Source organism: Acrocarpospora macrocephala, from assembly GCF_009687865.1.
In the GTDB taxonomy this organism is placed as follows: domain Bacteria; phylum Actinomycetota; class Actinomycetes; order Streptosporangiales; family Streptosporangiaceae; genus Acrocarpospora; species Acrocarpospora macrocephala.
This window is the reverse complement of sequence record NZ_BLAE01000043.1, coordinates 32,335-58,432: the sequence shown is the minus strand read 5'-3', so window position 1 is coordinate 58,432 and position 26,098 is coordinate 32,335. Positions and strand designations below refer to the sequence as shown.

Annotated in this window: 19 protein-coding genes; 12 read left to right on the top strand and 7 right to left on the bottom strand. The window is 68.2% G+C overall.

From position 1 onward, the window contains the following. Positions 1 to 43: 43 nt before the first annotated feature. Entirely contained in the window at positions 44 to 391 is a 348-nt protein-coding gene (locus Amac_RS33580) for a peptidylprolyl isomerase (RefSeq protein ID WP_155358441.1), read from the bottom strand. A 160-nt stretch (positions 392 to 551) separates the two neighbouring features. On the opposite strand from Amac_RS33580, the gene sthA reads away from it, so the two are divergent. The 3 genes from sthA (at position 552) to Amac_RS33565 (ending at position 4,623) form a co-directional block, all read left to right on the top strand. Further along, positions 552 to 1,955: a Si-specific NAD(P)(+) transhydrogenase gene (gene sthA, locus Amac_RS33575; protein ID WP_155358440.1), complete on the top strand. Its 1,404-nt coding sequence runs from the start codon at positions 552 to 554 to the stop codon at positions 1,953 to 1,955. A gap of 143 nt (positions 1,956 to 2,098) precedes the next feature. Next, positions 2,099 to 3,301, top strand: coding sequence for an FxsB family cyclophane-forming radical SAM/SPASM peptide maturase (locus Amac_RS33570; protein WP_155358439.1), 1,203 nt, complete (start codon positions 2,099 to 2,101; stop codon positions 3,299 to 3,301). Further along, the gene (locus Amac_RS33565; RefSeq protein ID WP_155358438.1) at positions 3,298 to 4,623 is read left to right on the top strand and encodes an HEXXH motif domain-containing protein; all 1,326 of its coding nucleotides are present in this window, start codon (positions 3,298 to 3,300) and stop codon (positions 4,621 to 4,623) included. The genes Amac_RS33570 and Amac_RS33565 overlap by 4 nt, the downstream gene beginning before the upstream one ends. Here Amac_RS33565 and fxsT read toward each other — a convergent pair. Continuing rightward, complete coding sequence (gene fxsT, locus Amac_RS33560) at positions 4,620 to 7,157, bottom strand: FxSxx-COOH system tetratricopeptide repeat protein (protein WP_155358437.1); 2,538 nt, start codon at positions 7,155 to 7,157, stop codon at positions 4,620 to 4,622. The genes Amac_RS33565 and fxsT overlap by 4 nt on opposite strands. Positions 7,158 to 7,389: 232 nt before the next feature. Between fxsT and fxsA the strand changes: the two genes are divergently transcribed. The 3 genes from fxsA (at position 7,390) to Amac_RS33545 (ending at position 10,485) form a co-directional block, all read left to right on the top strand. Then, entirely contained in the window at positions 7,390 to 7,560 is a 171-nt protein-coding gene (fxsA, locus tag Amac_RS58115; RefSeq protein ID WP_155358436.1) for an FxSxx-COOH cyclophane-containing RiPP peptide, read from the top strand. 79 nt (positions 7,561 to 7,639) lie between these two features. Further along, a complete protein-coding gene (locus Amac_RS33550; protein WP_155358435.1) occupies positions 7,640 to 8,503 on the top strand; it encodes an SIR2 family NAD-dependent protein deacylase in 864 nt (287 codons plus the stop codon). Further along, positions 8,500 to 10,485: a tetratricopeptide repeat protein gene (locus Amac_RS33545; RefSeq protein WP_155358434.1), complete on the top strand. Its 1,986-nt coding sequence runs from the start codon at positions 8,500 to 8,502 to the stop codon at positions 10,483 to 10,485. The genes Amac_RS33550 and Amac_RS33545 overlap by 4 nt, the downstream gene beginning before the upstream one ends. Before the next feature lie 15 nt (positions 10,486 to 10,500). On the opposite strand, the gene Amac_RS33540 is transcribed toward Amac_RS33545, so the two are convergent. Genes Amac_RS33540 through Amac_RS33530 form a run of 3 tightly spaced genes read right to left on the bottom strand, consistent with a single transcriptional unit; the run spans position 10,501 to position 14,031 of the window. Further along, on the bottom strand, positions 10,501 to 11,397 hold the full coding sequence (locus tag Amac_RS33540; RefSeq protein ID WP_155358433.1) for a carbohydrate ABC transporter permease: 897 nt from the start codon (positions 11,395 to 11,397) through the stop codon (positions 10,501 to 10,503). Continuing rightward, a complete protein-coding gene (locus Amac_RS33535) occupies positions 11,394 to 12,398 on the bottom strand; it encodes an ABC transporter permease (RefSeq protein ID WP_155358432.1) in 1,005 nt (334 codons plus the stop codon). The genes Amac_RS33540 and Amac_RS33535 overlap by 4 nt, the downstream gene beginning before the upstream one ends. After that, positions 12,385 to 14,031 (bottom strand): type 2 periplasmic-binding domain-containing protein, encoded by a 1,647-nt coding sequence (locus Amac_RS33530; protein WP_155358431.1) that lies wholly within the window; start codon positions 14,029 to 14,031, stop codon positions 12,385 to 12,387. Before Amac_RS33530 ends, Amac_RS33535 begins: the two co-directional genes overlap by 14 nt. A gap of 226 nt (positions 14,032 to 14,257) precedes the next feature. Here Amac_RS33530 and Amac_RS33525 point away from each other — a divergent pair, with 226 nt between their 5' ends. The 4 genes from Amac_RS33525 to Amac_RS33510 all read left to right on the top strand — a co-directional run bounded on the left by Amac_RS33525 (position 14,258) and on the right by Amac_RS33510 (position 20,700). Then, positions 14,258 to 15,469 (top strand): ROK family transcriptional regulator, encoded by a 1,212-nt coding sequence (locus tag Amac_RS33525; RefSeq protein ID WP_246268884.1) that lies wholly within the window; start codon positions 14,258 to 14,260, stop codon positions 15,467 to 15,469. Positions 15,470 to 15,626: 157 nt separating this feature from the next. Beyond that, positions 15,627 to 18,404: a glycoside hydrolase family 3 protein gene (locus Amac_RS33520; RefSeq protein ID WP_155358430.1), complete on the top strand. Its 2,778-nt coding sequence runs from the start codon at positions 15,627 to 15,629 to the stop codon at positions 18,402 to 18,404. 14 nt (positions 18,405 to 18,418) lie between these two features. Next, positions 18,419 to 19,402 carry a LacI family DNA-binding transcriptional regulator gene (locus tag Amac_RS33515; protein ID WP_218041442.1) on the top strand — a complete coding sequence of 328 codons (984 nt, stop codon included), beginning with the start codon at positions 18,419 to 18,421 and terminating at the stop codon, positions 19,400 to 19,402. After that, positions 19,399 to 20,700: a GH1 family beta-glucosidase gene (locus Amac_RS33510; RefSeq protein ID WP_155358429.1), complete on the top strand. Its 1,302-nt coding sequence runs from the start codon at positions 19,399 to 19,401 to the stop codon at positions 20,698 to 20,700. The genes Amac_RS33515 and Amac_RS33510 overlap by 4 nt, the downstream gene beginning before the upstream one ends. Here Amac_RS33510 and Amac_RS33505 read toward each other — a convergent pair. Together Amac_RS33505 and Amac_RS33500 are read right to left on the bottom strand one after the other, a co-directional pair. Then, entirely contained in the window at positions 20,697 to 22,301 is a 1,605-nt protein-coding gene (locus Amac_RS33505; RefSeq protein ID WP_174900250.1) for a pyridoxamine 5'-phosphate oxidase family protein, read from the bottom strand. The genes Amac_RS33510 and Amac_RS33505 overlap by 4 nt on opposite strands. 217 nt (positions 22,302 to 22,518) lie before the next feature. Beyond that, positions 22,519 to 23,538: an alpha/beta hydrolase gene (locus Amac_RS33500; RefSeq protein ID WP_246268882.1), complete on the bottom strand. Its 1,020-nt coding sequence runs from the start codon at positions 23,536 to 23,538 to the stop codon at positions 22,519 to 22,521. 154 nt (positions 23,539 to 23,692) lie between these two features. Here Amac_RS33500 and Amac_RS33495 point away from each other — a divergent pair, with 154 nt between their 5' ends. Then, a complete protein-coding gene (locus Amac_RS33495; protein WP_155358427.1) occupies positions 23,693 to 25,255 on the top strand; it encodes an MFS transporter in 1,563 nt (520 codons plus the stop codon). A gap of 67 nt (positions 25,256 to 25,322) precedes the next feature. Then, positions 25,323 to 26,030 carry a DoxX family protein gene (locus Amac_RS33490; RefSeq protein WP_170322791.1) on the top strand — a complete coding sequence of 236 codons (708 nt, stop codon included), beginning with the start codon at positions 25,323 to 25,325 and terminating at the stop codon, positions 26,028 to 26,030. The last annotated feature ends 68 nt before the right edge of the window (positions 26,031 to 26,098 follow it).

Sequence of the window (26,098 nt, the reverse complement as noted above, 5' to 3'; positions counted from 1 at the left end):
GTCCCCTCGACCGTCCGCAAAGTGGTTCTGACAGAGGGAGGTTCTAGGGCTCGAAGGCGACCAACCGAATGATGACGTATCCGTCACCGTCGGGGATCGGAGGGAACGTCGTGCCGGGGACGGCTTTGAAGATTTCTGGATGTTCGTCGCGGGTGACCACGCCGAACATGTCGCCGGGGATCGTCATCCCGAGCGAGTCCGCGCGCTTGGCGGCCGCGTAGAAGCTTCCGCCCGTCTCCAGTTCGGCCCCGATCGAAGCCGCCGCCCACTCGTCGGCCAGCCGGATGAAGGCCACCCGAGCCCGCTCGGGCTGGGCGGTCTGAGCGGTGAGGTAGTCCTCGATCTCCCAGATGAGCAGCTCGCCGAGGTATTCAGGGGTGTCTCTCCACATAGCTGGGATCTTTCCGGTACGCGCTTGACGATTGCTTGTCCCTCGATTGCACCCGCCGGATATTTCCAACGAAGTTGCTACCGACTCACACATCGTCATTCGTCAGGTGAAGGGCGGTCAGGGTCTTCACCCTACTGCGCTCACGGCTCACACTTGCGGTGTGAGCGACTTTGATGTGCTTGTTCTCGGTTCCGGGCCCGGTGGGCAGAAGGCCGCGATCGCTGCGGCCAAGCTGGAACGCCGGGTGGCGATCGTCGAACGACGGAACATGATCGGGGGAGTGTGCATCAACACCGGCACGATCCCCTCCAAAACCATGCGCGAGGCCGTGCTCTACCTGACCGGCCTCACCCAGCGCGAGATGTACGGCCGCAACTACCGAGTCAAAGAAGAGATCACCGTCGCCGACCTCACGGCCAGGACCCAGCACGTGGTCGGCCGCGAGGTGGAGGTGATTCGTAACCAGCTGTCCCGCAACCACGTCACCGTACTCACCGGATCAGGGCATTTCGTGGACCCGCACACGATCGCGGTGATCGACGAGCACAACCGGGAGACGAAGGTCACCGCCGACAAGATCATTATCGCCACCGGCACCCGTCCGGCCCGCCCGGACACGGTGGAGTTCGACGGCAACACGATCATCGACTCGGACGGCATCCTGCAGCTGGAGCACGTGCCGGACTCGATGGTGGTGGTCGGCGCGGGCGTGATCGGCATCGAGTACGCCTCCATGTTCGCCGCCCTCGGCACCAAGGTCACCGTGGTCGAACGGCGCGACCGCATGCTGGAGTTCTGTGACCTTGAGGTGATAGAGGCGCTCAAATACCACCTGCGCGACCTCGCGGTCACCTTCCGCTTCGGCGAGACGGTGGCCGCCGTGGAACGCCGCGAGCGGGGCGCGCTGACGATCCTGGAGAGCGGCAAGAAGCTCCCCGCCTCGACCGTCATGTATTCGGCCGGCCGCCAGGGCATGACCGAGAACCTCGCCCTCCAGACCGCCGGCTTAGCCGCCGACCCGCGCGGCCGGATCACCGTCGACGAGTTCTACCGCACCTCCGTCAAGCACATCTACGCCGTCGGCGACGTCATCGGCTTCCCCGCCCTGGCCGCCACCTCGATGGAGCAGGGCAGGCTGGCCGCCTACCACGCCTGCGACGAGCCGGTGAACGCGATGAACCTGCTCCAGCCGATCGGCATCTACACCATCCCCGAAATCAGCTTCGTCGGCCGCACCGAGGACGAGCTCACCGATGCCAGCATCCCCTTCGAGGTCGGCATCTCCCGCTACCGCGAACTCGCCCGCGGCCAGATCATCGGCGACACGTACGGCATGCTCAAACTCCTGGTCTCCGCCGAGGACCGCTCCCTCCTGGGCGTCCACGTCTTCGGCACCGGCGCCACCGAACTCATCCACATCGGCCAGGCCGTCATGGGCTGCGGCGGCACCATCGACTACCTCGTCGACGCGGTCTTCAACTACCCCACCCTCGCCGAGTCCTACAAGGTCGCCGCCCTCGACGCCATGAACAAACTCCGCCGCGTAGCCCGCTTCGCCGATTAGAACGCCGGTGGTCTTCCGAGGCGGGAAAACACTGTCGATTCTCTATCTTGTTGTGCTGCGTCCGGTCTTGATGATCCGGTAAGACTGGACTGCGCCTGTACGCGGGCGCAGTATCAAGGTCTCAACGTGGAGGCTGAGCGGGGATGGGTGAGTGGCCGTCGACACTCGACGTCGGAGTATTGCTCTCGGAAGGATGGCAACCAACACCTTTCCGCCAATTCATCCTAAAACTCCACAGTCGGTGTGATCTCGCCTGTTCGTACTGCTACATGTACGAAATGGCAGATCAGAGCTGGCGTTCGCGTCCCAAGCGAATGGCCAGCGAAACGATCAAGGCTGCCGCGTTCAGGATCGCCGAGCACGCCCACCACCACGCATTGACCGAAATCGAGATCATCCTGCACGGCGGTGAACCGCTGCTCGCGGGCCGCGAGACGATCGAAGAAGCCGTCACCGTCATTCGCGCGGCCGTCGGCCGGAGGGTCCGCGTCGAAGTCGTCCTGCAGACCAACGCCACCCTCCTCGACGTCCCCTACCTCGAACTCTTCGACAAACTGGAGGTCGGAGTAGGGGTGAGCCTCGATGGCGACGAGGCCATGCATGACCGCAACAGGCGTACGGCGGCCGGCAGGGGAAGCTACGCGGCAGTCGCCCGGGCCCTGGGCCTGCTGATCCAGCCACGCTTCCGCCACCTCTACCGCGGCCTGCTCGCCACGGTCGATCTAAGAAACGACCCCGTCACGGCATATGAGGCGTTACTGGCGTTCTCGCCGCCTGCCATTGACTTCCTGCTGCCGCACGGCAACTGGTCGGCGCCACCTCCAGGCCGGGTCGCGGATGCCGAGGTCACTCCGTACGCTGACTGGCTCATTCCCGTCTTCGACCGCTGGTACGGCGCGCCGCGGCAGGTCACCCGGGTACGGCTGTTCGCCGAGATCATCCACCTGCTGATCGGGGGGCGGTCGGCGAGCGAGCAGATCGGGTTGTCTCCCGCCGCCATGGTGGTCATCGAGACCGATGGGGAAATCGAGCAGTCCGATATCTTGAAATCCGCGTTCGAGGGAGCCACCAGGACCGGATTCCATGTTGACTCCGATGAATTTGACGCGTTGCTGACGCTTCCCTCGAATGTCGCTCGTCAGATTGGCCGTCGTGCGCTCGCTCCGACCTGTCTCGCCTGCGCGGTGAGCACGGTCTGCGGTGGCGGCCTTTATGCCCACCGGTACCAGCAGGGTGCCGGATTCGCAAACCCATCGGTGTTTTGTCCTGATTTAATGCGCCTCATTGGCTATATAAGAGACGTTGTCCAAGCCGACGTGTCGGCCCGAATGAAGGAATCGCCATGACCCTCACCGAGCACCGGATCTCCGGACAGGTGTTCTCCGAGTTGGCCGCGGGCGCTGGTGGGGCCGCGGCGGTCGCGTTGCTGAGTGCCGGTCAGCACAGCAAGCACATCATTCTCGTGCGAGGCGTGGTGGACACGGCGCGGGCGAGGAATCACCCCGCCGCCGCGGACGCACGGCGGGCGTATGACCTGCTCGCGTCTCTTCAGATCGACCATCCGGACGCCGTGAAGAGTGTGCTGTGCCATCCGGCCGTGGGCGCCTGGGCGCGTCAGACGGTCAAGGCGCTGGACTCCCACGACAGCACGGCCGCGCCTGGCCAGCTCGCCGCGTTAGCGGCTGCGGCCGCGATCCGGGCGGGCGCGCGCGTGGACGTGGATGTGCCGGCGGTCGATGGCCTCATCACCCTTCCCTCGCTGGGACAGCTCCTGGTGCCTGGCGGAGTCAGGGTCGCGACGTTCCACTGCCGGGACGGCAGCGCGGAAGCGGAGCTGGCGGGCAGCTTCATCAGGCTCCCCAGCAGGACGGGCGAGGACGCGCCAGGGTGGTCCGGGCTCCGGACACTCGCTGCCGGATCGCCTGGTATGGGCCTTACCGTCGTCGTTGACGACCTTGACCCGCATCGCATGCCAGGTCTGGACAATCTGGGTGGGCGGCTGTCGCGACCGGAGACCGATCGCTGGGGAACCGTGCTCACCCAGGCCTGGGATCTCCTCGTCAACCACCACACCACCGTCGCCGACGAGGTGCGCGAAGCCATCAGCGTCCTGACCCCGCTGGTCGCCCCGCCCCAGGGGACGTCCAGCTCGTCGTCAAGAGAGACCTTCGGCAGCGTGGCGTTGTCGACGCCCCCCGACGCGACTTCGCTGGCCGTCACGCTCGCCCACGAAACTCAGCACGCCAAGCTCTCCGCGCTGCTCGACATCGTCCGGCTGACCGAGCCGGACGACGGATCACGCTATTACGCGCCCTGGCGCGAGGATCCTCGTCCCGTGTCCGGGCTTCTGCAAGGCTCGTACGCATTTCTTGGGGTCGCTGATTTCTGGCGCCGGCAACGTGAAGTGGCCCGAGGCGAGGAGTCCCTGAAGGCGAATGTCGAGTTCGCCCGCTGGCGCGACGCCGCCAGCCTGGTGGCGGACACCCTGATCCGGAGCGGGCGGCTGACCCGCGACGGGACCAGCTTCGTCGAAGGCATGAAGGGCAGCCTCGGCCTCCTGGCCAGGGAGCCGATTCCCGATCAGGCCAGGGCGGTGGCCGAGGCCGCCGCGAAACGTCATCGCACTCGATGGCAGGAGCGCAACGGAGAACGCCGGCTCGTCGATTAGAGAACCGGAGGATCGAAGTCGAAGTCGAGGCGCCCGCCGTCCCTGGCGACCCGGGTGTCCGGGTGGTCAGGGCCGAGCACCCGTTCGTATTTGGCCATTGTGCTGCTGCGCAGTGCGTCCGCCTCGTCTTCGCGATGGACGGACACCAGATCGAGGACGAGATTCACGGCGCAGGCGAGAGTGAGGGGATGGTCGGTTCCGAGCACCTCGTTCAGGCGCTGCAGCGTGTTCTCGTTGAGGTTCGTCGCGTTCGCGGCCTCGCCTTCGGCCGCCAGGTCGCTGGCGAGATTGATGGCGCACGTCAGCGAGTAGTGATGCTCACGCCCCAGTTTCAGGTCGAAGCCGGCCAGCGCGCGCTCGTCGATCGCTCTGGCCTCTTCGGCTTCCCCGTTGACTCTCAGCAGTAGGGCGAGGTTGGTGTCGCAGCCGAATTTGAACGGGTGATCCTGGCCGTACATTCGAGGGAAGAGCTGGGCCGCCTCTCTCAGCACTTGCAGCGCTTCGACGACCTGGTTGTTCGTCCGCAGGGCGTTGGCCAGGCAGAGCGCCGCGGCGAGCGTGTCGGGGTGCTCCTTGCCGAAGATGCGCTCCTGGAGCTCATAGGTGCGCTGAGCCAGCTCCAGCGCCTCCTCGACCAGTCCTGCCCTGCGTTTGGCGATGGACAGGTCCTTGGCGGTGCGCAGCGTCCACGGATGGTCGGCGCCCAGTTCCTGGACGCCGTACTCGTAGGCTTCCTCGCCGACGTCGCACGCCTCGAAGTACTCACCCCGCAGCCGGACGACACGGGCCAGGCCGTTCCAGGAGGAGAGCACGTTCTGCTTGCTGGACCCCGACCCCGCGCGACTCTGCATCATGTAGGTCTTCTTCTGCAGCTCCTGGGCTGAGGAGTAGTCACCCAGCAGGAGGTAGTCAAGCGCGAGGTTGTTCATCGCGCGGAGCGTGCGGCGATGATCCGGCCCGAAAGCCGCCTCGTGCTGGCTCAGCGAATCGCGGTCGTGCTGCAGGGCCGCCGCGAAATCCCCCCGGGCCCTCAGGTCGGCGCCGTGACTGTTGGTCAGCAGCAGTGTCTCGGCATCGTCGGGGCCGAGCACTTCACGCATGCGCGCCATGGTGGCCTGATTGAGCTCGAACGAGGTCTGGAAGTCACCCAGCTCCCTGATGATGATGCCGAAATGGCGCTGCCCGGAGAGAACGGCCGGATCGTCCCCGCCACTCTGCTCGCGCCACACCGAGATGAAATTCTGAACCAGGTCACGAGCTGACTCGAAGTCGCCTGAGGAATACACGTAGCGGACGATGTCGAGCGCGAAGTTCCGGACGAGAGGGTCCTGGCTGGATGCGACGTCGGCTGGAGTCACGTGGCCGAGGAGTTCCGCGTAGCGAGACCAGGAGGCATTGTCATCCGGCTCGTACGGCGCCGCCGAGGCGAGGAGCAGGTGGACCTCCCGCCGGAACGCGGCCTGCTCGTCGGGCGGCAGTTCCTGGCGCAACAGCGCCTGGACGAGCCGGTGCACCTGGATGGTGCGGCTCACGGAGTCGATTCTGGCCAGGGCGTAGCGGCCGAGTTCCCGGATGGCGCGGCTGAGCAGGATGGGATCCGCGAGCAGGCTGCCCAGCTTGAGCGAGGGCGGGAACTTCTCCGAAGGCGGCCCGAAGACGTCGCGCGGAATCGGCTCAGGCCCGAAGAAGGCGGAACACCGCAGCAGATCGACGGCCTCGGGGAGCTTGGCCGACAGTTGTGCCACCGACAACGACCAGGCCGCCGTCATCGACAGCGGATAGTCGGAGGGTTTGTTGATGTCGAGAAGCTGTGCGGTGTGGACGGCCAGCAGACGAAGATACTCATCGACCGACATTCCAGTTTCGGCCTGAAGCGCACCGGCCTGTTCCAGGGCCAACGGAAGGTCGCCGAGTTCCTCGGCAAGCACCGCCGCCTTGGCCGTGCTCACCGCACGTGCCCTTTTGACCAGGAACTCGATGCTTTCTTCCCGGGTAAAGACGTCAACGGGAACGGTGTCCACGACGCCTTGCCAACTGTGGTTACGGGAAGTGATGAGAACATGGCCGGGACCGCGAGGAATGATCTCGTTGATCTCTTCGGGCTCGTCCGCGTTATCAAAGATCAAGAGCCATCTTGAGTAGGGTTTGCCCCGCTTTAGGGCGTCCAGGACGGCTGCCGAGGCATCCTCGATACCGGCGATCGCGGCGGTGGGCAGGTCGAGGTGGGGCGCCAGGCCGGCCAGCGATGAACGCACCAGCATGGGCTGGTCCGCGGGAATCCACCACACCAGGTCGTATTCATGGCGATAGCGGTAGGCGTACTCAATAGCCACCTGGGTCTTTCCGACGCCGCCGAGGCCATGCAGGGCATGCGGGACGACAGCGGTCACATCATCGGAGACGACGCCGCTCCTCAGCTTCTCCAGGAGGTCGTCACGGCCGGTGAAGTTCTTGTTCTGCTGGGGGACCTTGCCCCAGACCTCCGGGATGCGCCCAGGAATCCTGGCCGCCGTGGAAGGCTGCGAAATAGACACGCGACCGCCTTACGTTGGCCTGTTTTTTGGGAACAGCATAGACCGAATGTGCACCAGGGTTTAGCTCTATCGAAGGTAGAATGCGTTCCCCGATTTGGACCGGGCGGAATCAGGGTCCGGATGGACGTCGTCGCGGTGGTGTCGCCGCCACGCCGTAGCCGTAGTTGCCCTGGGTGTCAATATCGTGAAAGGGTAGGTCTATCAACCTCGAGAGCGGTTCAGGGAGTATCGGATGTCCAAGGAACGTTCCGTTGAGTATGGCGCTGGTTTGGTAGATGTGACCGGTTTGAGCCTGAAGGACCTTGACGGGATCGCTCCATCGACACCCCTGAACCATGCGCTGCGACGGCTGGTTGAGGACACGGACTCCGGACCGGCCGCGGGCTTCCAATCGGCTATATAGCCGATCTCCGCTTATATCTGCCATCCTGTACACATAACGTGTTTGGGGGTAACCCGCTCGCGAGGATCGGGATGGCGCTGTGGACGATGCGGACTGGGAACGACTGATCAACCAGCTCCGCAGGGGAGACTGCACGCCGCTTCTCGGCGCGGGCGCCTGCGCTGGAACGCTTCCCACCGGGTCTGATCTCAGCAGGAAGTATGCCAGCGAATACGGTTATCCCTTCCCGGACGTCACCAACCTTTCGCGGGTCATGCAGTGGGTGACGTCGGTGGTAAAGGATCCCGTTGAACTGAAGCATCTCCTCTGTGCCCACCTGCAGTCCTTTGGCGTGCCGGACGACGCGTCGAGTGAGCCCCACATGCTTCTCGCCGAGTTTCCGATTACCACATACCTCACTACCAACTACGATGACTTTCTTTTCCGGGCGCTCACACGTGCGGGTCGGCGTCCACAGGCCGAGATCGCCAAATGGTGGGAAGTCGCTCCTGACGAGACCCCGCTCGCTGAGCCGACCAGCGCCGAGCCGCTCGTCTGCCACTTGCACGGCAGCTGGTCGATGCCGAAATCGCTGGTCCTGACGGACTTCGACTACATTACTTATCTGATCAATATCGTGGAGGCTCAGTCGCGGGGAAGTCGTCATCCCCTGCCGAGGGCCGTGGTGGACGCGATGACGGCCAAGCCCTTGCTCTTCATCGGCTACAGCCTCCAGGACTGGACGTTCAATGTGCTGTTCAACGGGTTGGCTCGCAACGTTCCCCGGAGTAACAAGCGAAGGCACGTCAGCGTCCAGCTCATACCGGAGATCGCGAGTTCGGTGCCGGACGCTTACGAGCAGGCCCGCAAGTACCTCACGCACTACCTGGACGGCTGGAACATCTCCATCTTCATTGGCACGGCCAGCCAATTCTGCGAAGAACTGCGAGCGAGGATGACATGACACCCGTGCGGCGCGCTGATGGACGGCCCAGCAATCCCTACGTGGGGATGCGCCCCTATTACCGGGACGATCACAACCTCTTCTACGGCAGGGAAAGCGAGGCACGTGAGGTTGCGACGATGTGGCAGGCCACCGGCCTGAGCGTGCTGTACGGCGCCTCCGGCGTCGGCAAGACATCCCTCCTGCACGCCGGTGTCCTGCCACGGCTCGATCCGGAACGGGCCGACGCGCTGCCCGTGGGCAGAGTTTCACCGGGCCGGGTTCTCCATGCCGCCCAGCCGGGGAATCCCTATGTCCTGGCCCTGCTCGCCTCGTGGGCACCGGATGTCCCGCTCTCCGGTTTCGCCGGCATGACGATCTCCGACTTCCTGAGCCTCCGGCCGGAGAAGGTCGACCGCTATGGCGATCCCGTGCTGGTTCTGGCGGCCGTGGACCAGGCTGAGGAGATATTCCAGGGTCCGACGTTCAGGGAGAACGAGCGCGCCGAGTTTCTCGATCAACTGGCCGCGGCCATGCGTACACACGAAGGTCTGCATTTGCTTCTCGCGTTGCGCGAGGAGTATCTGTACGCGGTCCTTCCGCATGAGCAGGTCCTCGGTCAGGGTACGCGATCAAGGTTGCACCTGAAGCCGCTCAGCCGCGAGGCCGCCCTGCAGGCCGTGGTCAACCCGCTGGAGGGAACGGGGAGGTCCTTCGTCTCCGGCGCCGCCGAGCTGCTGGTATCCGATCTCAGCACGGTTCTGTTCACCAACGACGACGGCGTTGAGACCACCCTCTCGCTGGACAGCGTTGAGCCGGTCCAGTTGCAGGTGGTGTGCTCCGCGCTCTGGACGTCGCTGCCCCCGGAGGTTGTCCAGATCACTCCGGATCACGCCAGGGCCTATGCCGACGTCGACAGATTCCTCGTGCGCTTCTGCAAGACAGTGATCGACGAGGTGGCCGAGGAGCACCGGGTGCTGGCCGGCGAGATCCTGCTCTGGCTGCGCAACACCTTCATCACCGAACACGGCACGCGCAGCACCGCGTACGAAGGGCTGCGTGAGACCGCCGGCATGCCCAATTCGATAGCCCGTGCGCTGGAGGACAGGCATGTGCTGAGGGCCGAGCATCGACTGGGCATCCGCTGGTACGAGCTCCAGCACGACCGGCTGATCGGCCCGATCAAACAGCACGAAACACCTACCGTCTACCTGCGGGAAGCCCGTGACGCCCTCGAGCGTGAGAGCTGGCTGACGGCTCGCGCCCTCGCGGGAGAGGCGATCCGGGTCGCGAGTGACCAGGGCAGCTGGATTCACGCGGAGGCCACCGAGATCTACGGCGCGGTGGCCGCCGCACAGGGGGATGTCGAAGCGGCCCATGCCCACTTCGACAAGGCGCTGGAGATGTTCGCCGTGCGACAGCAGTTCGGCGGCGTCGCGCGGGTGCTGACCGCCGACGGCAAGCTGCTCCTCGCGCAGGGGAAGGTGGAGGCCGCGATCGAGCGGCTGAAGACGGTCCAGGCGTGGGAGAGCAACAATGTCCAGGCCAAGCTCGCGCTCGGCGAGGCGTTGTGGGCGGCGGGACAGCCCGGCGCCGCGCTGTCCCATCTGAACGGCGCGCTGGCGTTGTCGGATCAGCCGCCGGTCGCGGCGCTGGCCCTTCGCGGCGAGATCCTCGCCGACATGGGACAGGCGGAGGCGGCGCTACGCGATCTCGATCGAACCGCGGTGCGGCGGAACCAGCAGCCGGGCACCCTGGCTGCCCGAGCCCTCGCCCTTGCCCTGGTCCGGCGATTCGACGCGGCGGAGCAGGAGATCCTCGACGCCACGGCTCCGGGTTCCGCCAACGGCCCGGTCCTGCATCGCGCCGCCCGCGTCTATGCGCTCCTCGGCCGTAGCGGGATATCTCATGACTACGTCACCCAGGCTCTGCAAGCCACCGAACCTGGGCTGCCGTCGCACCTGCGCGAGCAGGCCCTGCTCCTGGCCCGAGAACCCGCCTGATCGGGTCCGGCGTAGTCACCCCTTCACCGCGCCGATGATCACGCCCTTCGTGAAGTGTTTCTGGACGAAGGGGTAGATGATCAGCACCGGGATCAGGGCGACCACGATGATGGCCATCTTGATGGCCAGGTTCGGGGGGAGGGCGCCGGCGGCGGAGTCGTACGTGCGGGTGTTGGGGACCAGGTCCATGCCCTGTTGCACGTACTGGCGGAGGATGAGCTGGAGGGGCCACTTGGAGTTGTCGTTGATATAGAGGACGGCGTTGAAGAAGGCGTTCCAGTAGCCGACGGCGTAGAAGAGGCCGATGACGGCGGTGACACCTTTGGACATGGGCAGGACGATGCGGCCCAGGATGCGGAAGTCGCCCGCGCCGTCGATGCGGGCGCTGTCGATGACCTCGCCGGGGATGTTCATGAAGAAGGCGCGCATCACGACCAGGTTGAAGGCGCTGATCGCGGACGGCAGGATCAGCGACCAGTAGCTGTCGATCAGGCCGAGCTCGCGGACCATCAGGTAGGTGGGGATCATGCCGGGGGTGAACAGGAAGGTCAGCAGGAACAGGAACAGCAGCGGGCGGTGGAACAGCGAGTTGGTACGGGACAGGCCGTAGGCGGCCAGGATGGTGAGGCCCAGGCTGACGGTGGTGCCGACGAGGGTGACGCCTGTGCTGACCAGGACGGCGCGGGTGACGACGCCGCCGCCGAAGAGTTCCCGGTAGGCGTCCAGGGAGAGGTCGGTGGGCAGGGTCACCAGGCCGCCGGCCGCGGTGACGGCCGAAGCGGTGGACAGGCTGGTGAGGATCACCACGTAGATCGGGTAGATCATGACCAGCACGATGACGGTCAGCGTGAAGCCTTTGAGCGTCAGCCCGAAGAGGGTGGGCCGCTCCTGCCAGGTCGGTCGGTTATTCATGATCGTTTGTAGATTCCCTGTTCGCCGAACCGGTGTGCCACCTTGTTGGCGATCACGATGAGGATGAGGCCGACGACGCCCTTGAACAGGCCCGCCGCAGCGCCGTAGCTCCACGCGCCGGTCATCAGGGTGCGCCAGTAGACGAAGGTGTCGAGCACCTCGGCCGCGTGCGAGCCGACCGCGTCGCGTTGCAGGAAGAACTGCTCGAAGCCGACGTTGAGCGCGTCGCCCAGGCGCAGGATGAGCAGCAGCAGGATGACCGGGCGCAGCCCGGGCAGGGTGATGTGCCACATCCGCCGCCACCGGGACGCGCCGTCGACGGCGGCGGCCTCGTAGAGGTTCTGGTTGATGGCGGACAGCGCGGCCAGGAAGATGATCGTCCCCCAGCCCGCGTCCTTCCAGACCGACTCGGCGGTGACCAGGACGATGAACGCGTCCGGGTTGGTCATGATGTCCCAGGGTTCGTGCCCGTGCTGCCGCAGGGTCTGGGCGAGCAGTCCGGCGCCGCCGAGGATCTGCTGGAAGAGGCTCACCACCAGCACCCAGGAGAAGAAGTGCGGCATGTAGACGATGCCCTGGATGAACAGGCGCAGCTTCCGGGAGAGCACGCTGTCCAGCAGGATCGCCAGCGCGATCGGGATGGGGAAGTAGAAGATCAGCTGGAATGTGGTGATCGTGACGGTGTTGCGGATGGCCTGCCAGAACTCGGGGTCGGACAGCAGCCACTGGAAGTTGTACAGACCCACCCAGGGGCTGCTGCTGATCCCGTCGTACGGGGTGTAGTCCTGGAAGGCGATGACGTTGCCCAGGGTCGGCACGTAGTGGAAGACCAGCACCAGGCCGAGGGCCGGGAGCGTCATCACCAGCAGTTGCCAGTCCCGCCGCAGCCGCGCGAGGAAGGGCATCTTTCCAGGGCGAGGGCCGGGGCCGGCGGGTGAGGTCAGGTCACCCGCCGGTCCCGAGTCGGTACGGCTCCGCGAGCGGCTCCTAAGCACGGCCATTGTCGGTGAGGACCTTCTGGTAGAACTCGCGGCCCGCGTCGCCGCCGCCCTTGCGCCACTCGTCGATGGCCTGGGCCAGCGTGCTCACGTCGCGGCGGCCCCGGATGATGTCCGTCACCTTGTCCTCGAAGGGCTTCACGGCGGCGGTGAAGTCGCCGGGCTCCTGCACCCGGATGCCGTCGAACGGGTCCTGGTGCCGTACCTGGACGGCGGAGTTCCACCAGGTGGTGGCGGCCTGCACGTAGTTGGGGTGGGCCTGGGATTCGAAGATCGGGTCGACCCGGCCGCCGAGCCAGACGTAGCTGCCGACGATCTCCTTGGGGCCGAGTTCGGTCTGCTGCGGCGCGCCGGTCGCGTCCCGGGTGAAGTGCTTGCCCTCGACGCCGTTGTTGAACAGCAGTTGCTCCTGGGTGCCGAAGGGGGAGGAGAAGTAGTTGAACAGCCCCAGCAGCTCCTCGATCTTCTCCTTGGGGGTGCCCTTCTTGATGAAGGTGTAGCTCGGGTCCTGGTTGACCCGGTATTCGGGCTTCCCGCCGTCCCCGCCGAAGATCGGGACGGGCTCCATCCAGAAGTCGGGGTTCTCCTTGGACATCTGGATCAGTGTTTCGGCCCAGAAGCTGAAGCCATCCGAGGTCACCAGCATCTGGCCGGACTTGAACAGCTCCTTGGCGTCGGCGGCCTGCTTGGCGGACAGCACGTTGGGGTGCACCAGACCGTTGTCGACGACCTTGCGCATCCACGCGACCGTGGCCTCATACTCCGGCGTCTCGTACGCGTGGACGAGCTTGCCGCCCTCCTTACGCCACTTGCGCGGCACCCGGAAGATCTCCCGCATGATCTCGAAGATGTCGCCGAAGGCCCAGCGCTTCTCCTTGGGGTCGGTGACCTGCTTGCCCATCTCGAACAGCTCGTCGGCGGACTTGGGGGCGGTCAGGCCGTGCTTGTCCCAGAGGTCCTTGCGGTGGAAGAGCACCAGCCCGAACATGGGCGTCGGCCAGGCCGGCACCGCCTTGAGCTTGCCGCCGAAGACCGAGTACTGCCAGGCCAGCGTGGGAATCGCCGCCAAAGCCGGATATTTCGCAGAAATATCGCCCGCCAGGTACGGCGTGAGGTCTTCGAACAGCCCGTCCACGGCCTTGGAGTAGTCCGGCACGGCGGTGAGCGCCCACCCGGGCACGGTGGTCACGTCCGCGACGTCGCCTCCGGCCAGCAGGGTCGGCAGCTTCTCGTGGATGGTCATGCCGTCGAGGTAGTTGAAGTCGATGGTGGCGCCGATGTCGGTGTTGACGGCGTCGTAGTAGGAGTTGCTGCCCAGCGGCGGCGGCAAGGGGCTCCAGGTCGGCACCATGACCTTGTAGCTGCCGCCCTTGCCGGGCTTGGCGGTGATCGAGTCGACGAGCGTGGCCGGATACTTGAGGAAGCCGTCCCGGCCGAAGCCCGGCACGCTGCTGGTGATGTCGGGCTTGACGACCTGGAGCGGGACGTACTTGGGGACCAGGGCGGTGAGCTTGTCCATGGCCGCGGCGGTGGCCTTGGCCGCGCCCGGCTTGGGCCCGGCGGGGGCCGCGCAGGCGGATAGGGCGGTAAGGGCGACGAGCCCTAAGAACCCGCGCCTGGTGGGGGATTGCGTCACGACGCGCTCCCTTCCTTTAGGTTCGTACGTGCGAAGAGGGTTTTGGAGAACGACATCCACGCGATAGAGTTAGTTCGTCTTTCGACCAAACAAATTAGTCCAGGGTGGCGGTTACCACAAGGTTTCGCCCCGGCGGGACCCCCGGGACCCGATCACAGATTGATGACAGAGGCCGGATCGGGGGCACATGAGGCATGATGAGCCCGAGCAGGAACGGGGCTGACTTTTGATCACACCGCAGACATCGCACCATGGGCCTCAGCCGGCCGACTTCACCGACGTCCGCGCCACCAACCTGGCCGTCGTCCTGCGGTTCGTCCGCGAGAACTCACCCTGTTCCCGCGCGGACATCGCCGCGTCCACCGGCCTGAACAAGGCTACGGTCTCCAGCCTCGTGGCCGATCTCATCGACCGGCGCCTGCTCCGCGAGACCGGCCTCACCGAGAACCGGGTGGGCCGCCCGGCGACCATGCTGGTGCTGGACGGCTCGCCGTACGCGGCGATCGGCATCGAGGTCAACGTCGACTACCTGACGGCGGTCGCGGTCGACCTGAAGGGCGAGGAGCTGCTGTCCTGGCGCCGATCCTTCTCGGGAGGTACGGCTTCCGCGGGCCAGGCGGTGGCCGGAATCGCCGCCATCGCCCGCCGCGTGGTGAGCCGGATGGCGAAGGAGGCCCGCCAGGTGCTCGGCCTCACGGTCGCGGTGCCGGGCCTGGTGGACGTGAACGGTTCAGTGCGGCTCGCCCCGAACCTCGGCTGGCGCGACGTCGATCTGTGCGGCGACCTGACCAAGGCGATGCGCGATCCGGGCTTTCCGGTGATGGTCGACAACGACGCCAATCTGGGCGCGCTGGCGGAGCTCCGCTTCGGCCCGCACGGCGGCGTGAACGACCTGGTCTACCTGACCGGCGAAGTCGGCGTCGGCGCTGGCGTGATCATGGATGGACGGCTGCGGCGCGGCGGGCAGGGCTATACCGGCGAGATCGGGCACATCGAGATCGACCCGAGCGGCCCGCTCTGCCAGTGCGGCCGGCACGGCTGCCTGGAGGCCATGGCCGGGATCGGCGCGGTGCTCGCGCCAGGCGTGTCGCCGTCGGAGCTGGAACCCGAGCTCGACGAGGTCCTGCGGCGGGCCCGCGCGGGCGACGCCGAGATCCTCGCTCTGCTCGACTCGGTCGGCCACAACCTCGGCAAGGGCGTGGCGATCGTGGCGAACACCCTGAATCCCGAGGTCATCGTGCTCGGGGGATATTTCGTGACGCTGGCCCCCTGGGTGCACAAGCGCGCGGAGGAGGAGATGTTCCGCCGCTCGATCGCGCCCGGAGGCGGCGGCTGCCGCCTGGTCGTCTCCACGCTCGGCCACGGCGCGGGCGCGCTCGGAGCCGCGGCCCGGGTCCTCGATTCCGTCGACTCGGGACGGTTGCCCGCGCTGACTTAGCCCCGACAAATGGGTCTTGACCGGAGGTTGTTCAGGCGGGACCCTTCGGTTGTGAGGCCGATTTTATCCGGGTGAAACCTATCGAAGCGCTTCGACAGAAGCGCCTTCTTTTGCCCGTCCATCGAAGCGCTTCGACACATGAGGATGGTGGATCCACATGACCGAGCCGTTCCGCGATCCAGGCCTGCCCACGCGGACCCGGGTCAGCGACCTCGTCGCCCGGCTCACGCTGGCGGAGAAGATCGGCCTGCTGCACCAGTACCAGGCGCCGGTCGACCGGCTCGGGCTCAAGCCGTTCCGGACCGGCACCGAGGCGCTGCACGGCCTGGCCTGGCTCGGCCCCGCGACCGTGTTCCCGCAGGCGATCGGCCTGGCCAGCACCTGGAACCCGGAACTGGTGCGCGGCGTGGGCGCGGCGACGGCGGACGAGGTGCTCGCCTTCCACCGCAAGGATCCGGCCGGGGCGGGCCGCAACGTGTGGGCTCCGGTGGTGAACCCGCTCCGCGATCCGCGCTGGGGGCGCAACGAGGAGGGCTACTCCGAGGATCCGTGGCTGACCGGCGTACTGGGCACCGCGTACGCGACGGGCTTGCGCGGGGACGGGCCCGTGCTGAAGACCGCGCCGACGCTCAAGCACTTCCTGGCCTACAACAACGAGACCGACCGCTGCGTCAGCTCCAGCAACCTGCCACCCCGGGTGCTGCACGAGTACGAGCTGCGCGCCTTCCGCCCCCCGATCGAGTCGGGCGCGGCGGTCGCGGTGATGCCCAGCTACAACCTGGTCAACGGCCGCCCTGCGCACCTGTCCCCGCTGATCAACGACGTCCTGCGCACGTGGACCGGCGAGGACGTCCTCGTGGTCAGCGACGCGTACGCCCCCGCGAACCTCTTCGGCATGCAGGCCTACCACGCCGACCCCGCCGAGGCGTACGCACACGCGCTCAAAGCGGGCCTGGACAGCTTCACTCAAGACGACGCGAACCCCGAAGCCACCCTGGGTCACCTCAGGACCGCCCTCGACCGCGGCCTGATCACCGAGGCCGACATCGACACCGCGGTCCGGCACGCGCTGTCCATCCGGACCAGGCTCGGCGAGTTCGACCCGGTGGAACCGCAGGAGGAGATCAGCGAGGAGGTCGTCAACTGCGCCGAGCACCAGCGCCTGGCCCGGGAGGCGGCCCGGCAGTCGATCACGCTGCTCAAGAACGACGGCCTGCTGCCGCTCTGCGCGCCCAAGCGGGTGGCGGTGATCGGCCCGCTGGCCGACGTGCTGCTGGAGGACTGGTACAGCGGCACGTTGCCGTACCGGGTGACGGCCAGGAACGGCATCGCCGAGCGGTGCGAGACGGTCTACTGCGAGGGTGTGGACCGCATCACGCTGCGCGCCGAGGAGGGCTACGTCAGCGCCACCTCCGATTACACCGGCGGCCCGCTCGGCATCGGCGCCTCGGCCGAGTTCGACGTGTTCGACTGGGGCGGCGGGGCGTACGCGTTCCGCAGCGTCGCCAACGGCCGGCACGTCAGCGTGGGCCAGGACGGCGTGCTGGTCAACGACCAGCCGGGCCCGAACGGCTGGGAGGTCAGGCAGACCTTCCGGATGGAGGAGCGCTTCCGCGGCGTCGTGCTCCGCCACATCTCCACCGACCAGTACGTCACCGCCGATCGCGGCACGCTCCGCCTCACCGACGACCCGGACGCGGCCACCCTGCTCGTCGTGGACCTGGTCGAGAGCGGCGCCGCGCAGGCCGCCCGGGCCGCCGCGGACGCGGACGTGGCCGTCGTCGTGGTGGGCGACCACCCGCTGGTCAACGGCAGGGAGACCGAGGACAGGGCCGACCTGGCCCTGCCCCAGGGGCAGGAGAAGCTGGTCAGGGCCGTGCACGAGGCGAACAGGGCGACCGTGCTGGTGGTCTCCAGCGGCTACCCGTTCGCGGTCACCTGGGCCGACGCGCACGTGCCCGCGATCCTCTGGTCCTCGCACGGCGGCCAGGAATACGGCCACGCCCTCGCCGACGTGCTGTTCGGCGACGCCGACCCGGGCGGCCGCCTCACCCAGACCTGGTACCGCTCAGCCGGGGAGCTGCCCGACCTGTTCGACTACGACATCATCGCCACCGACGCGACATATCTGTATTACCGGGGCACGCCCCTCTACCCGTTCGGCCACGGCCTCAGCTACACCCGCTTCACCTATTCCGACCTCAGTCTGTCCAGCGACGACCTGGCCCCCGACGACACTCTGACCGTCCAGGTCACGGTGACGAACTCCGGCTGGCGCGCGGGCGAGGAGGTCGTGCAGGTCTACACCCACCAGCAGCGCTCCCGCGTCAAACAGCCGGTCCGCGCCTTGCGCGGCTTCCGGAAGGTACGGCTCGCGCCGGGCGAGAGCCGTACCGTCGAGATCCCGGTGCCGATCGAGGACCTGGCGTTCTGGGACGTCACCCGGGGGCGCTTCGCGATCGAGGACGCCTCCCACAAGGTGCACGTCGGCTCCTCCAGCCGGGACATCCGGCTGTGCGCGCCCTTCACCGTGAAGGGCGAACGCGTGCCGCCCCGGGACCTGCGCGCACTGGACGCGGCCGACCATGACGAGTACGACGGAATAGTGCTGTGTGACGCCGCCAGGGAGCGGGGAGACGCCGTGCGCTCGGCCGGGCCAGGCGCCTGGATCGTGTTCCGCGACGCCGACCTGGACGGCAAGCCGGAGCAGGCCGTGCTGAGCGCGGCCAGCACCGAGGGCGGCGTGCTGACCCTGCGCCTGGACGATCCTCTGCACGGCGAGGTCCTCGGCACGGTCACGGTCAGGCCGACGGCGGGCGGTCACGACTTCGTCGAGGCGGCCACGGCTCTTTCGCCCGCGACCGGTGTGCGCGATCTTTATGTGGTGTTCGAGAACGAGGGAGTCACGGTGCGCACGCTCGGGTTCGGCCGGTGAGGAAGGTGCGTACGGTGACCATCGCCGACGTCGCCAGGCACGCGGGAGTCGCGGTCAGCACCGTGTCGTACGTGCTGAGCGGCAAACGGGCGATATCCGCGACCACCCGGCAGCGCGTGCTGGAGAGCGTGCGCGCGCTGGGATACCACCCCAACGCCGGGGCGCGGGCGCTGGCCAGCAAGCGGGCGAACGTGATCGCGCTGGTGCTGCCGCTGCGGGCGGGCATGAACCTGCCGGTGCTGATGCAGTTCGCCACCTCGGTGGTGGCCACCGCCCGGCAGTTCGACCACGACGTGCTGCTGATGACCGCCGACGAGGGCCCGGAGGGGCTGCAGCGGGTGGCGGCGAGCGCGCTGGTGGACGGGCTGCTGCTGATGGACGTGGAGGTGCGCGATCCGCGCGTGCCGCTGCTGCGCGAGCTGGGCGAGCCGAGCGTGCTGATCGGGTTCCCGGCCGACGCGGAGGGGCTGACCTGCGTGGACCTGGACTTCGCGCGGGCGGGGGCGCTGTGCGCCGAACATCTGGCGGCGGGCGGGCATCGCGAGATCGCGCTGCTGGGCGCGCCGCGCGTGGTCTACGAGCGGGGGACCGGTTTCGCCGAGCGCACGCTGGCCGGGTTCACGGCCGCGGCGAAGGACCTGAAATCGGTCGCGGTGCCGTGCGAGGAGACCTACGACGAGGTCGCCGAGACCGTGAAGATCCTCTTCGACCAGCATCCCGGATTGACCGGTCTGGTGGTGCACAACGAGGCGGCGGTCGGGCACGTCCTGGCCGCGTTGCGCGCGCTCGGCCGATCGGTTCCGGAGGACGTCTCCGTGGTGGCGATCTGCCCGGATGACGTCGCGGAACGGGCGAGTCCCGCGCTCACCTCCGTGCTCATTCCGGCCGAGGATGTCGGGCATCAGGCGGTTAGGCTGCTGATGGCCAAGCTCGACGGCCTTCCTGCCGATTCGATGCTGCTGGAACCACGACTCACGATCAGGGAGAGCACACGTTGACGACCTTCCCCCAAGGATTCGTTTGGGGTGCGGCCACCGCGTCGTACCAGATCGAAGGAGCGGTGCGCGAGGACGGCCGGGGACCATCCATCTGGGACGTGTTCAGCCACACACCGGGGAAGGTGGCCGATGGGCACACCGGGGACGTCGCCTGCGACCACTACCACCGGTATCGCGAGGACGTCGCGATCATGGAGGACCTGGGGCTGCACGCCTACCGGTTCTCGGTGTCCTGGCCGCGCGTGCTGCCCGGCGGCACGTTCAACGCCGCCGGCCTGGACTTCTACGACCGGCTTGTGGACGAGTTGCTGGCCCGCCGCATCTCGCCCATCGCCACCCTCTACCACTGGGACCTCCCCGCCGAACTCGACTGGCGGAACCCAGACACGGCCGCCAAGTTCGCCGACTACACGGAGATCGTCCACCACCGCCTGGGGGACCGGGTCGCCACCTGGACCACCCTCAACGAACCGTGGGTCTCGGCCTTCGTCGGGTACGGCTCCGGCCGCCACGCCCCCGGGGTGACCGATCCGGCCGCCGCGTTCACGGCCGCGCACCACCTGCTGCGCGCGCACGCGCTGGGCGCGCAGGTCCTGCGCGCGGGCGGCGCGGGCGAGGTCAGCGTGACGCTCAACCTCACGCCGACGGTCGGCGACCCCGAGGTGACCACGCTCATCGACGGCCTGGCCAACCGCCTCTTCCTGGACCCGGTCCTGCGCGGCGCCTACCCCGACGACATCCGCGCCCATATCGCGAAATTTACTGATCTTGGGTTGGACGATCTGCCGTTCGAGGCGATCGACGTGCTCGGCGTGAACTACTACACGATCGCCCGGCTGGCCGCCGACCCCGCCTCGCCCGGGCACGAGGAGTATCCCGGCAGCGAGGGCATCGCCTGGCTGCCCCCGCACGGCGTGCCCACCGAGATGGGCTGGGAGGTGGTCCCCTCCGGCCTGGAGGAGCTGCTGCTGCGGATCAGCCGCGACTACCCCGGCACCCCGCTGATGATCACCGAGAACGGCGCGGCCTACGACGACGTGGTCAAGGACGGCCGGGTCCCCGACACCGACCGCATCGCCTTCCTCGACGGCCATTTCCGGGCCGCCCACAACGCGATCCAGCGGGGCGCCGACCTGCGCGGCTACCTGGTCTGGTCGCTGCTGGACAACTTCGAGTGGGCCCGCGGCTACCACAAGCGTTTCGGTCTGGTACGCGTCGACTACGAGTCCCTGGAACGACTCCCCAAGGACAGCGCCCACTGGTATCGCGAGGTCATCGCCAGAAACGGCCTGGACTAGGTACGGACCCGGGCCTGCCGGCCCGGGTACTCGCGCACCACCACGTCCCTGGGCGTGATCCGCAGCACCTCGTTGTCGGCGATCGCCACCCCGGTCACCTCCGCCCAGAACCGGGGGTCGCCGACGAAGATGGCCACCCGGGGGTCGCGCTCCACCGCCTCCCACGCCTCCTCGCCCGCGATCACCCGCAGCTCGCCCGACCGGCTCACCGACGTCACCGCGCTCACCGCGATCGACCGGGGGCCGTCCGGGCCGGTGTAGGAGAGCACCACGCTGCGCGAGAAGGTGACCGCGTGCCTGACCTCGTCGGTCAGGTCCGAGGACGGGCTGATGTCCCCGGTCGGCAGCTCGACCCGGGTCAGCGCGGCCCGCCACGGGCCGGGCGTGCCCCGCCACCTGGCCCGGACCGCCCGCGCGCAGAACGCCACCGCCACGGCCAGCAGCGCCAGCCAGGCCCCCTGCCAGGCGCGGGCCATCCCCGGGACGACGCCCGCCACCGCCAGAGAGATCGCCGACGCCACCAGGAAACCCAGCGCCCCCACCAGCCAGCGGTCCCGGCGGACCACCCCGCGCAGGTTGGCCCTGCGCCCGACCAGCACCATCGCCACCGGCACCGCCAGCGCGGCCAGCGCGATCCAGGGGACCGGCAGCACCGACAAGACCAGCAGCCCCCACCAGGCGCGGCCCGCGATGATCCACAACGCCACGTCCATGTTCCGCCGGGCCACCCGCGAGCTGGAGGCCAGGGCGAACTCGGTCAGCGCCTTTACCGGCCGTCCTCGCCACGCCTCCACCAGCAGCCAGAGCAGTCCGACGGCCACGGGGTTGAACACGACCAGCCCGAGCGCCCCGGACCACGCCCAGCTGATCGTGTCCGGTTCGGGCAGGGTGGCCAGGCCGACCACGTACGCGGCGATCACGAAGAACGCCACGGAGACCGCGACGCTCAGCCACAGATCCCGGCCGAGCATGGCGGGGACGTGCGACCAGATCCGGATTTTTCCGGCCTGCCGGAGCGTCACCGCGAGCACGCCGCCCAGCACGACCGCGCCGCCGATCTGGGCTTGCAAGTGCAGGTCGAAACCCAGGGCGGCCACGGCCACGGCCGTCATGGCGATCGCCAACAGCCCCCTGACCTGCCAGGACCAGACCTGCAACGCCCTTCTCGCCTGGCCGGTCTCGGCCGGGTCGACCTCCCAGGCCGGGTCGTGGTGGACGTCCGGGGCTTCCCAGCCGAGAAAGGTGAGGCCCAGGTTCACCCGGGCCCCGACGTGGTCGTGATCGCGGCGCAGTACCGCCCGATATGCCGCAGCCGCCCGCCTGTGGTCGCCTCGCGCCAGCGCGAGATCCCCGGAGAGGGAATGCGGGCCGGGTTCCTCAGGGGCGTACCTGACGGCCTTCTGGGCCTCCGCCCACGCCTCGCGCCAGCGGCCCGGAATGCGCCGCAGCGCGCCGGCGAGGCGCAGCCGCGCGGCCCAGGAGCCCGGCGCCAGCCGCACCGCCTCCTGGGCCGAGTCGACTGCCTCCCGCGCGCGGCCCAGGCGCTCCAGGGCGAGGCTCGCCAGGCGGTGCCCCCACTCGCCGTGCGGTTCACGATCCACCGCCTGACGAGCGGCCTCCAGCGCCGCCTCTGGTTGGTCGCGGCCGAGCCTGGTAGCCGCAACCGCGCACCAGGACCGAGGGTCGGCACTGTCTTTCGGGGCCGAGTCCTCGGAACCGGTTTCGCGCCGGGCACGCGCGGATGACTCCTCGGCATCGTTCCCCACCCAACGCATGATCCGCCGCCTGTCCCTGATTGCCTAGGTGTCGGACATATACCTATATCTCTCTAGAGAGGTTCTCAGGTGTCAAGCGGGGAGCGAGCCACTTGACGGCCAGGACGTACCGATGTTCAAGGTTGCTGTGCGTGCCGTCGAAGAGTTCGAACACGACGTCCTCGGCGGGGACGCCGGCGGCCTGGACGGCGCGGTGGAAGGCCGTCGCGCCCAGGTCGAGGAAGTATTCGTCGCTCGTGCCCGCGTCGATCCAGATCGAGTGCAGGCCGCGCAGCGCCTCGGGGCGCTCCGTCGCCATGGTCACGGGATCATATTCCCGCCATCTGTCCCAGACCTCGGGAAGCAGGTGGCCGAGGTCGTCGAACGGGATGTCAACCGTGCCGTCGGGGTTGGAGGAGTAGGAGGCGGCGTTGCCGTACAGGAGGATCATGTCGTGGCCCGGGCAGCGGCCGCCGGTGGCGAAGAAACGGTCCAGGAAGTTCGTCCAGGAGCCGTCGTACTCGTCCCGGAGGGTGCGGGCGGTTTTGGGGAAGTCGCGCAGGTAGAGGACGTCGAAGAGGGCGTCTCCCGCGTGGGTGGCGAGCGCGCCGAACAGGCCGGGGCGGAGCATGGGGGTGATCATCGCGCCGTAGCCGCCGCTGGACTTGCCGGTGATCGCGCGGTGCTGTTTTTCGGGGAGGGTGCGGTAGCGGGCGTCCACGTACGGGACGATCTCCTCGCACAGGTAGGAGTGGTAGCGGCCGTGGCCGGGGGAGTCGACGTACTGGCTGCCGCCGAGCCGGGTCCAGGCGTCGACGAAGACGACGATCGCGGGCGGCGTCTCGCCCGAGGCGAACAGCTCGTCCAGGAGCTCCGGGTAGTTGCGCCGCCACGCCGACCGGTTGCCCCACATCGTCACCTGCCCCGAGTAGCCCTGGAGCACGTAGATCGACGGGTAGCGGGCGTCGGTGTCGTCGTAGCCCGGGGGCAGGTAGATCCAGAGCGGCCGTTCGTACGGGTCGCCGAGGGCGTTGCCGCGCAGCTGCTCGCTGACGATCGTGACCTTCTCCACGCGTCCGGACATTTCAGGACTCCAAGGCATCATGGCCTCACGATATGTGGCCAATCTCGTCCATAAATGTGTGACTTGACTGTTTGCCGGAACGCCTGAGGATCCTTCGCCTAATCACCTAAGCTGCCACGCATGTCCACCCGGGCCATGACCCCCTGAGCGACCTATGATCATTTTTGGGCGCGAAATCGGCGGGGCCGGGCGGCGCGCGAACCGGTGGTCGGTCCTGGCGCTGCTCTGCTTCAGCCTCCTGCTCGTCGCCGTAGACGCCACCGTGCTGCACATCGCGGTGCCCGCGCTGACCGCCGCGCTGGAGCCCTCCGCGGTCCAGCTGCTGTGGATCATCGACATCTACTCCCTGGTCGTGGCCCCCCTCCTGGTCACCTTCGGCACCCTCGGCGACCGGTACGGCAGGCGCGCCTTCGTCATCGGCGGCTACGTCGTGTTCGGCGTGGCCTCGCTGGCCGCCGCGTTCGCCGCCACCCCGATCGCCCTGATCCTGGCCCGGGCCTGCCTCGGCGTCGGCGGCGCGATGATCATGCCCGCCACCCTGTCCATCATCCGGCAGGTCTTCACCGACCGCAGGGAACGCGCGATCGCCCTGGGCGTGTGGGGCGCGGTGGCGGCCGGCGGCGCGGCGGTCGGCCCGATGCTCGGCGGGGTGCTGGTCGAGCACTTCTGGTGGGGCGCGGTCTTCCTCATCAACGTGCCGCTGCTGCTGGTCGCCCTCCCGCTGGCGATCCGCCTGCTGCCCCCGACCACGAGGCGCGCCCACCCGTGGGACGCCCTCAGCGCCGCCCTCTCGGTGGCCGGGCTGCTCGCCCTCGCCTTCGGCCTCAAGGAGGCCGGATACGGCCACACGATCGGGCGTGGCCCCGCCCTGCTGGTCTTCGCGCTCGGCGTCGCCCTGCTGGTGTGGTTCACCAGGCGGCAGCGCCGCCTGGCCACGCCGCTGCTGGACATCGGCCTGTTCACCCAGCGCGGCTTCGCCACCGGCGTGGCCTGCGTGCTGCTGGCCATCTTCGCGATGGTGGGCCTGGAATTGATGCTCGCCCAGTACCTGCAGCTGGTGCTCGGCCTGTCGCCGCTGGGCGCGGCCCTGCGGATGGTGCCGCTGATGGTCGCGGCCATCGTGGGCGGCCTGACCGCGGCCCGGCTGCTGGACCTGATCGGCCTGCGCGCCACCATGAGCGGCGGCCTGGCGCTCACCGCGCTGGCCCTGATGCCGGTGCTGAGCTGGGGGGCCGAGGACCACCCGGTGGCGCTCGCGCTGTGCTTCGTCGGGATCGGCTTCGGCGTCGAGGTGGCGCTGCTGGCCGCCTCCGACACGATCATGGCCTCGGTGCCGGAGTCCCGGGCGGGCGGCGCGGCGGCGATCGAGGAGACCGCCTACGAGCTCGGCGCGGGCCTGGGCATCGCCGTGCTCGGCACCATCACCACGATCGTCTACGCGCCCGCGCTGCTGGTGCCGGCCGAGCTGCCGCCCGATCTGGCCGTGCTGGCCCGCGAGTCGCTGGCCGCCGCCGCCCACGTGGCGACCGAGCTCGGCGGCCCGGCCGGGGCCTCGCTGCTGGCCGAGGCGCGGCTGGCCTTCGTCTCCGGGCTGCACGCGGCCGTGCTCGTGAGCGTGCTGTTCCTGCTGGTCACGGCCGTATCGGTGGCGGTGCTGCTGCCCCGGCGGCAGGCCGCGCGAGCCGCGGCGCGGGAGCGTGAACGCGTCGCCGCCTGACATGACCGTGCCGGTTATGGGGAGAAATGCATAGGAAGCGTCCCCGAGGAGCTCCAGAATGGTCCCCGTGAACAGAACACTCCACGACCTCGCCTCGCTGGCGGCCCGGATGGGCGTCGGCGGGATCTTCTTCGCCCAGGGCTGGCAGAAGCTGGAGGCCGGCCTGATCGAGACCGGCGGCCAGTTCGCCCAGCTGGGCGCGCCCGCCCCGCGGTTATGGGCGGGCGCCACGATGCTCATCGAGCTGGTCGGCGGCACCCTGCTCATCGCCGGTCTCGCCGTCTCCTTCGTCGGCATGCTGCTGTTCGCCGAGGCGCTCGCGGTGTTCATCCTGACCGCCGGCGACGCCGGGCTGCCGCTCACCGGCGGCGACATCAACCTTATCGTCGGCCTGGGCGCGGCCTCCGTGCTGCTGTCGGTGAACGGCGGCGGGCGGCTCTCGGTGGACCACATGGTGGTCATCAAGCGGCGCGACGCTGAGGAGGCGGACGACCTCGCGGCCGAGGCCGAGGCCGACGCGGTGATCAACGCTCTCCGCGAGCCCCGCGCCAAGACCGACCCCGACCCGAAGGGCCCGGTCACGTTCCCCGCGTCCTCAAGCACCTCCGAGGAGGTCACCGAGGCGCTGCCGAAGCCGAGGACGGCCCGGCGCTCCAAGCGGGCCGAGGAGACCACCGAGAGCAAGACCGAGGCTCCGGCGGAGGTCTCCCGCCCGACCGGCGGCGAATCGGGCGACACGCTGGTGGCCGGCCGCCGCACCGGAAAGGCGGACTAGGGCTGCTCTTTCCGCCAAGGCGGCGATGGCTACCAGCGCGGTCACACCACGGCTATGCGTCCAACAGA

Coding starts and splice junctions, on each gene's coding strand:
- Amac_RS33580 (WP_155358441.1), bottom strand. CDS start 391: ATGTGGAGAGACACCCCTGAATACCTCGGCGAGCTGCTCATCTGGGAG.
- Amac_RS33570 (WP_155358439.1), top strand. CDS start 2,099: ATGGGTGAGTGGCCGTCGACACTCGACGTCGGAGTATTGCTCTCGGAA.
- Amac_RS33565 (WP_155358438.1), top strand. CDS start 3,298: ATGACCCTCACCGAGCACCGGATCTCCGGACAGGTGTTCTCCGAGTTG.
- fxsA (WP_155358436.1), top strand. CDS start 7,390: ATGTCCAAGGAACGTTCCGTTGAGTATGGCGCTGGTTTGGTAGATGTG.
- Amac_RS33545 (WP_155358434.1), top strand. CDS start 8,500: ATGACACCCGTGCGGCGCGCTGATGGACGGCCCAGCAATCCCTACGTG.
- Amac_RS33540 (WP_155358433.1), bottom strand. CDS start 11,397: ATGAATAACCGACCGACCTGGCAGGAGCGGCCCACCCTCTTCGGGCTG.
- Amac_RS33535 (WP_155358432.1), bottom strand. CDS start 12,398: ATGGCCGTGCTTAGGAGCCGCTCGCGGAGCCGTACCGACTCGGGACCG.
- Amac_RS33520 (WP_155358430.1), top strand. CDS start 15,627: ATGACCGAGCCGTTCCGCGATCCAGGCCTGCCCACGCGGACCCGGGTC.
- Amac_RS33500 (WP_246268882.1), bottom strand. CDS start 23,538: ATGTCCGGACGCGTGGAGAAGGTCACGATCGTCAGCGAGCAGCTGCGC.
- Amac_RS33495 (WP_155358427.1), top strand. CDS start 23,693: ATGATCATTTTTGGGCGCGAAATCGGCGGGGCCGGGCGGCGCGCGAAC.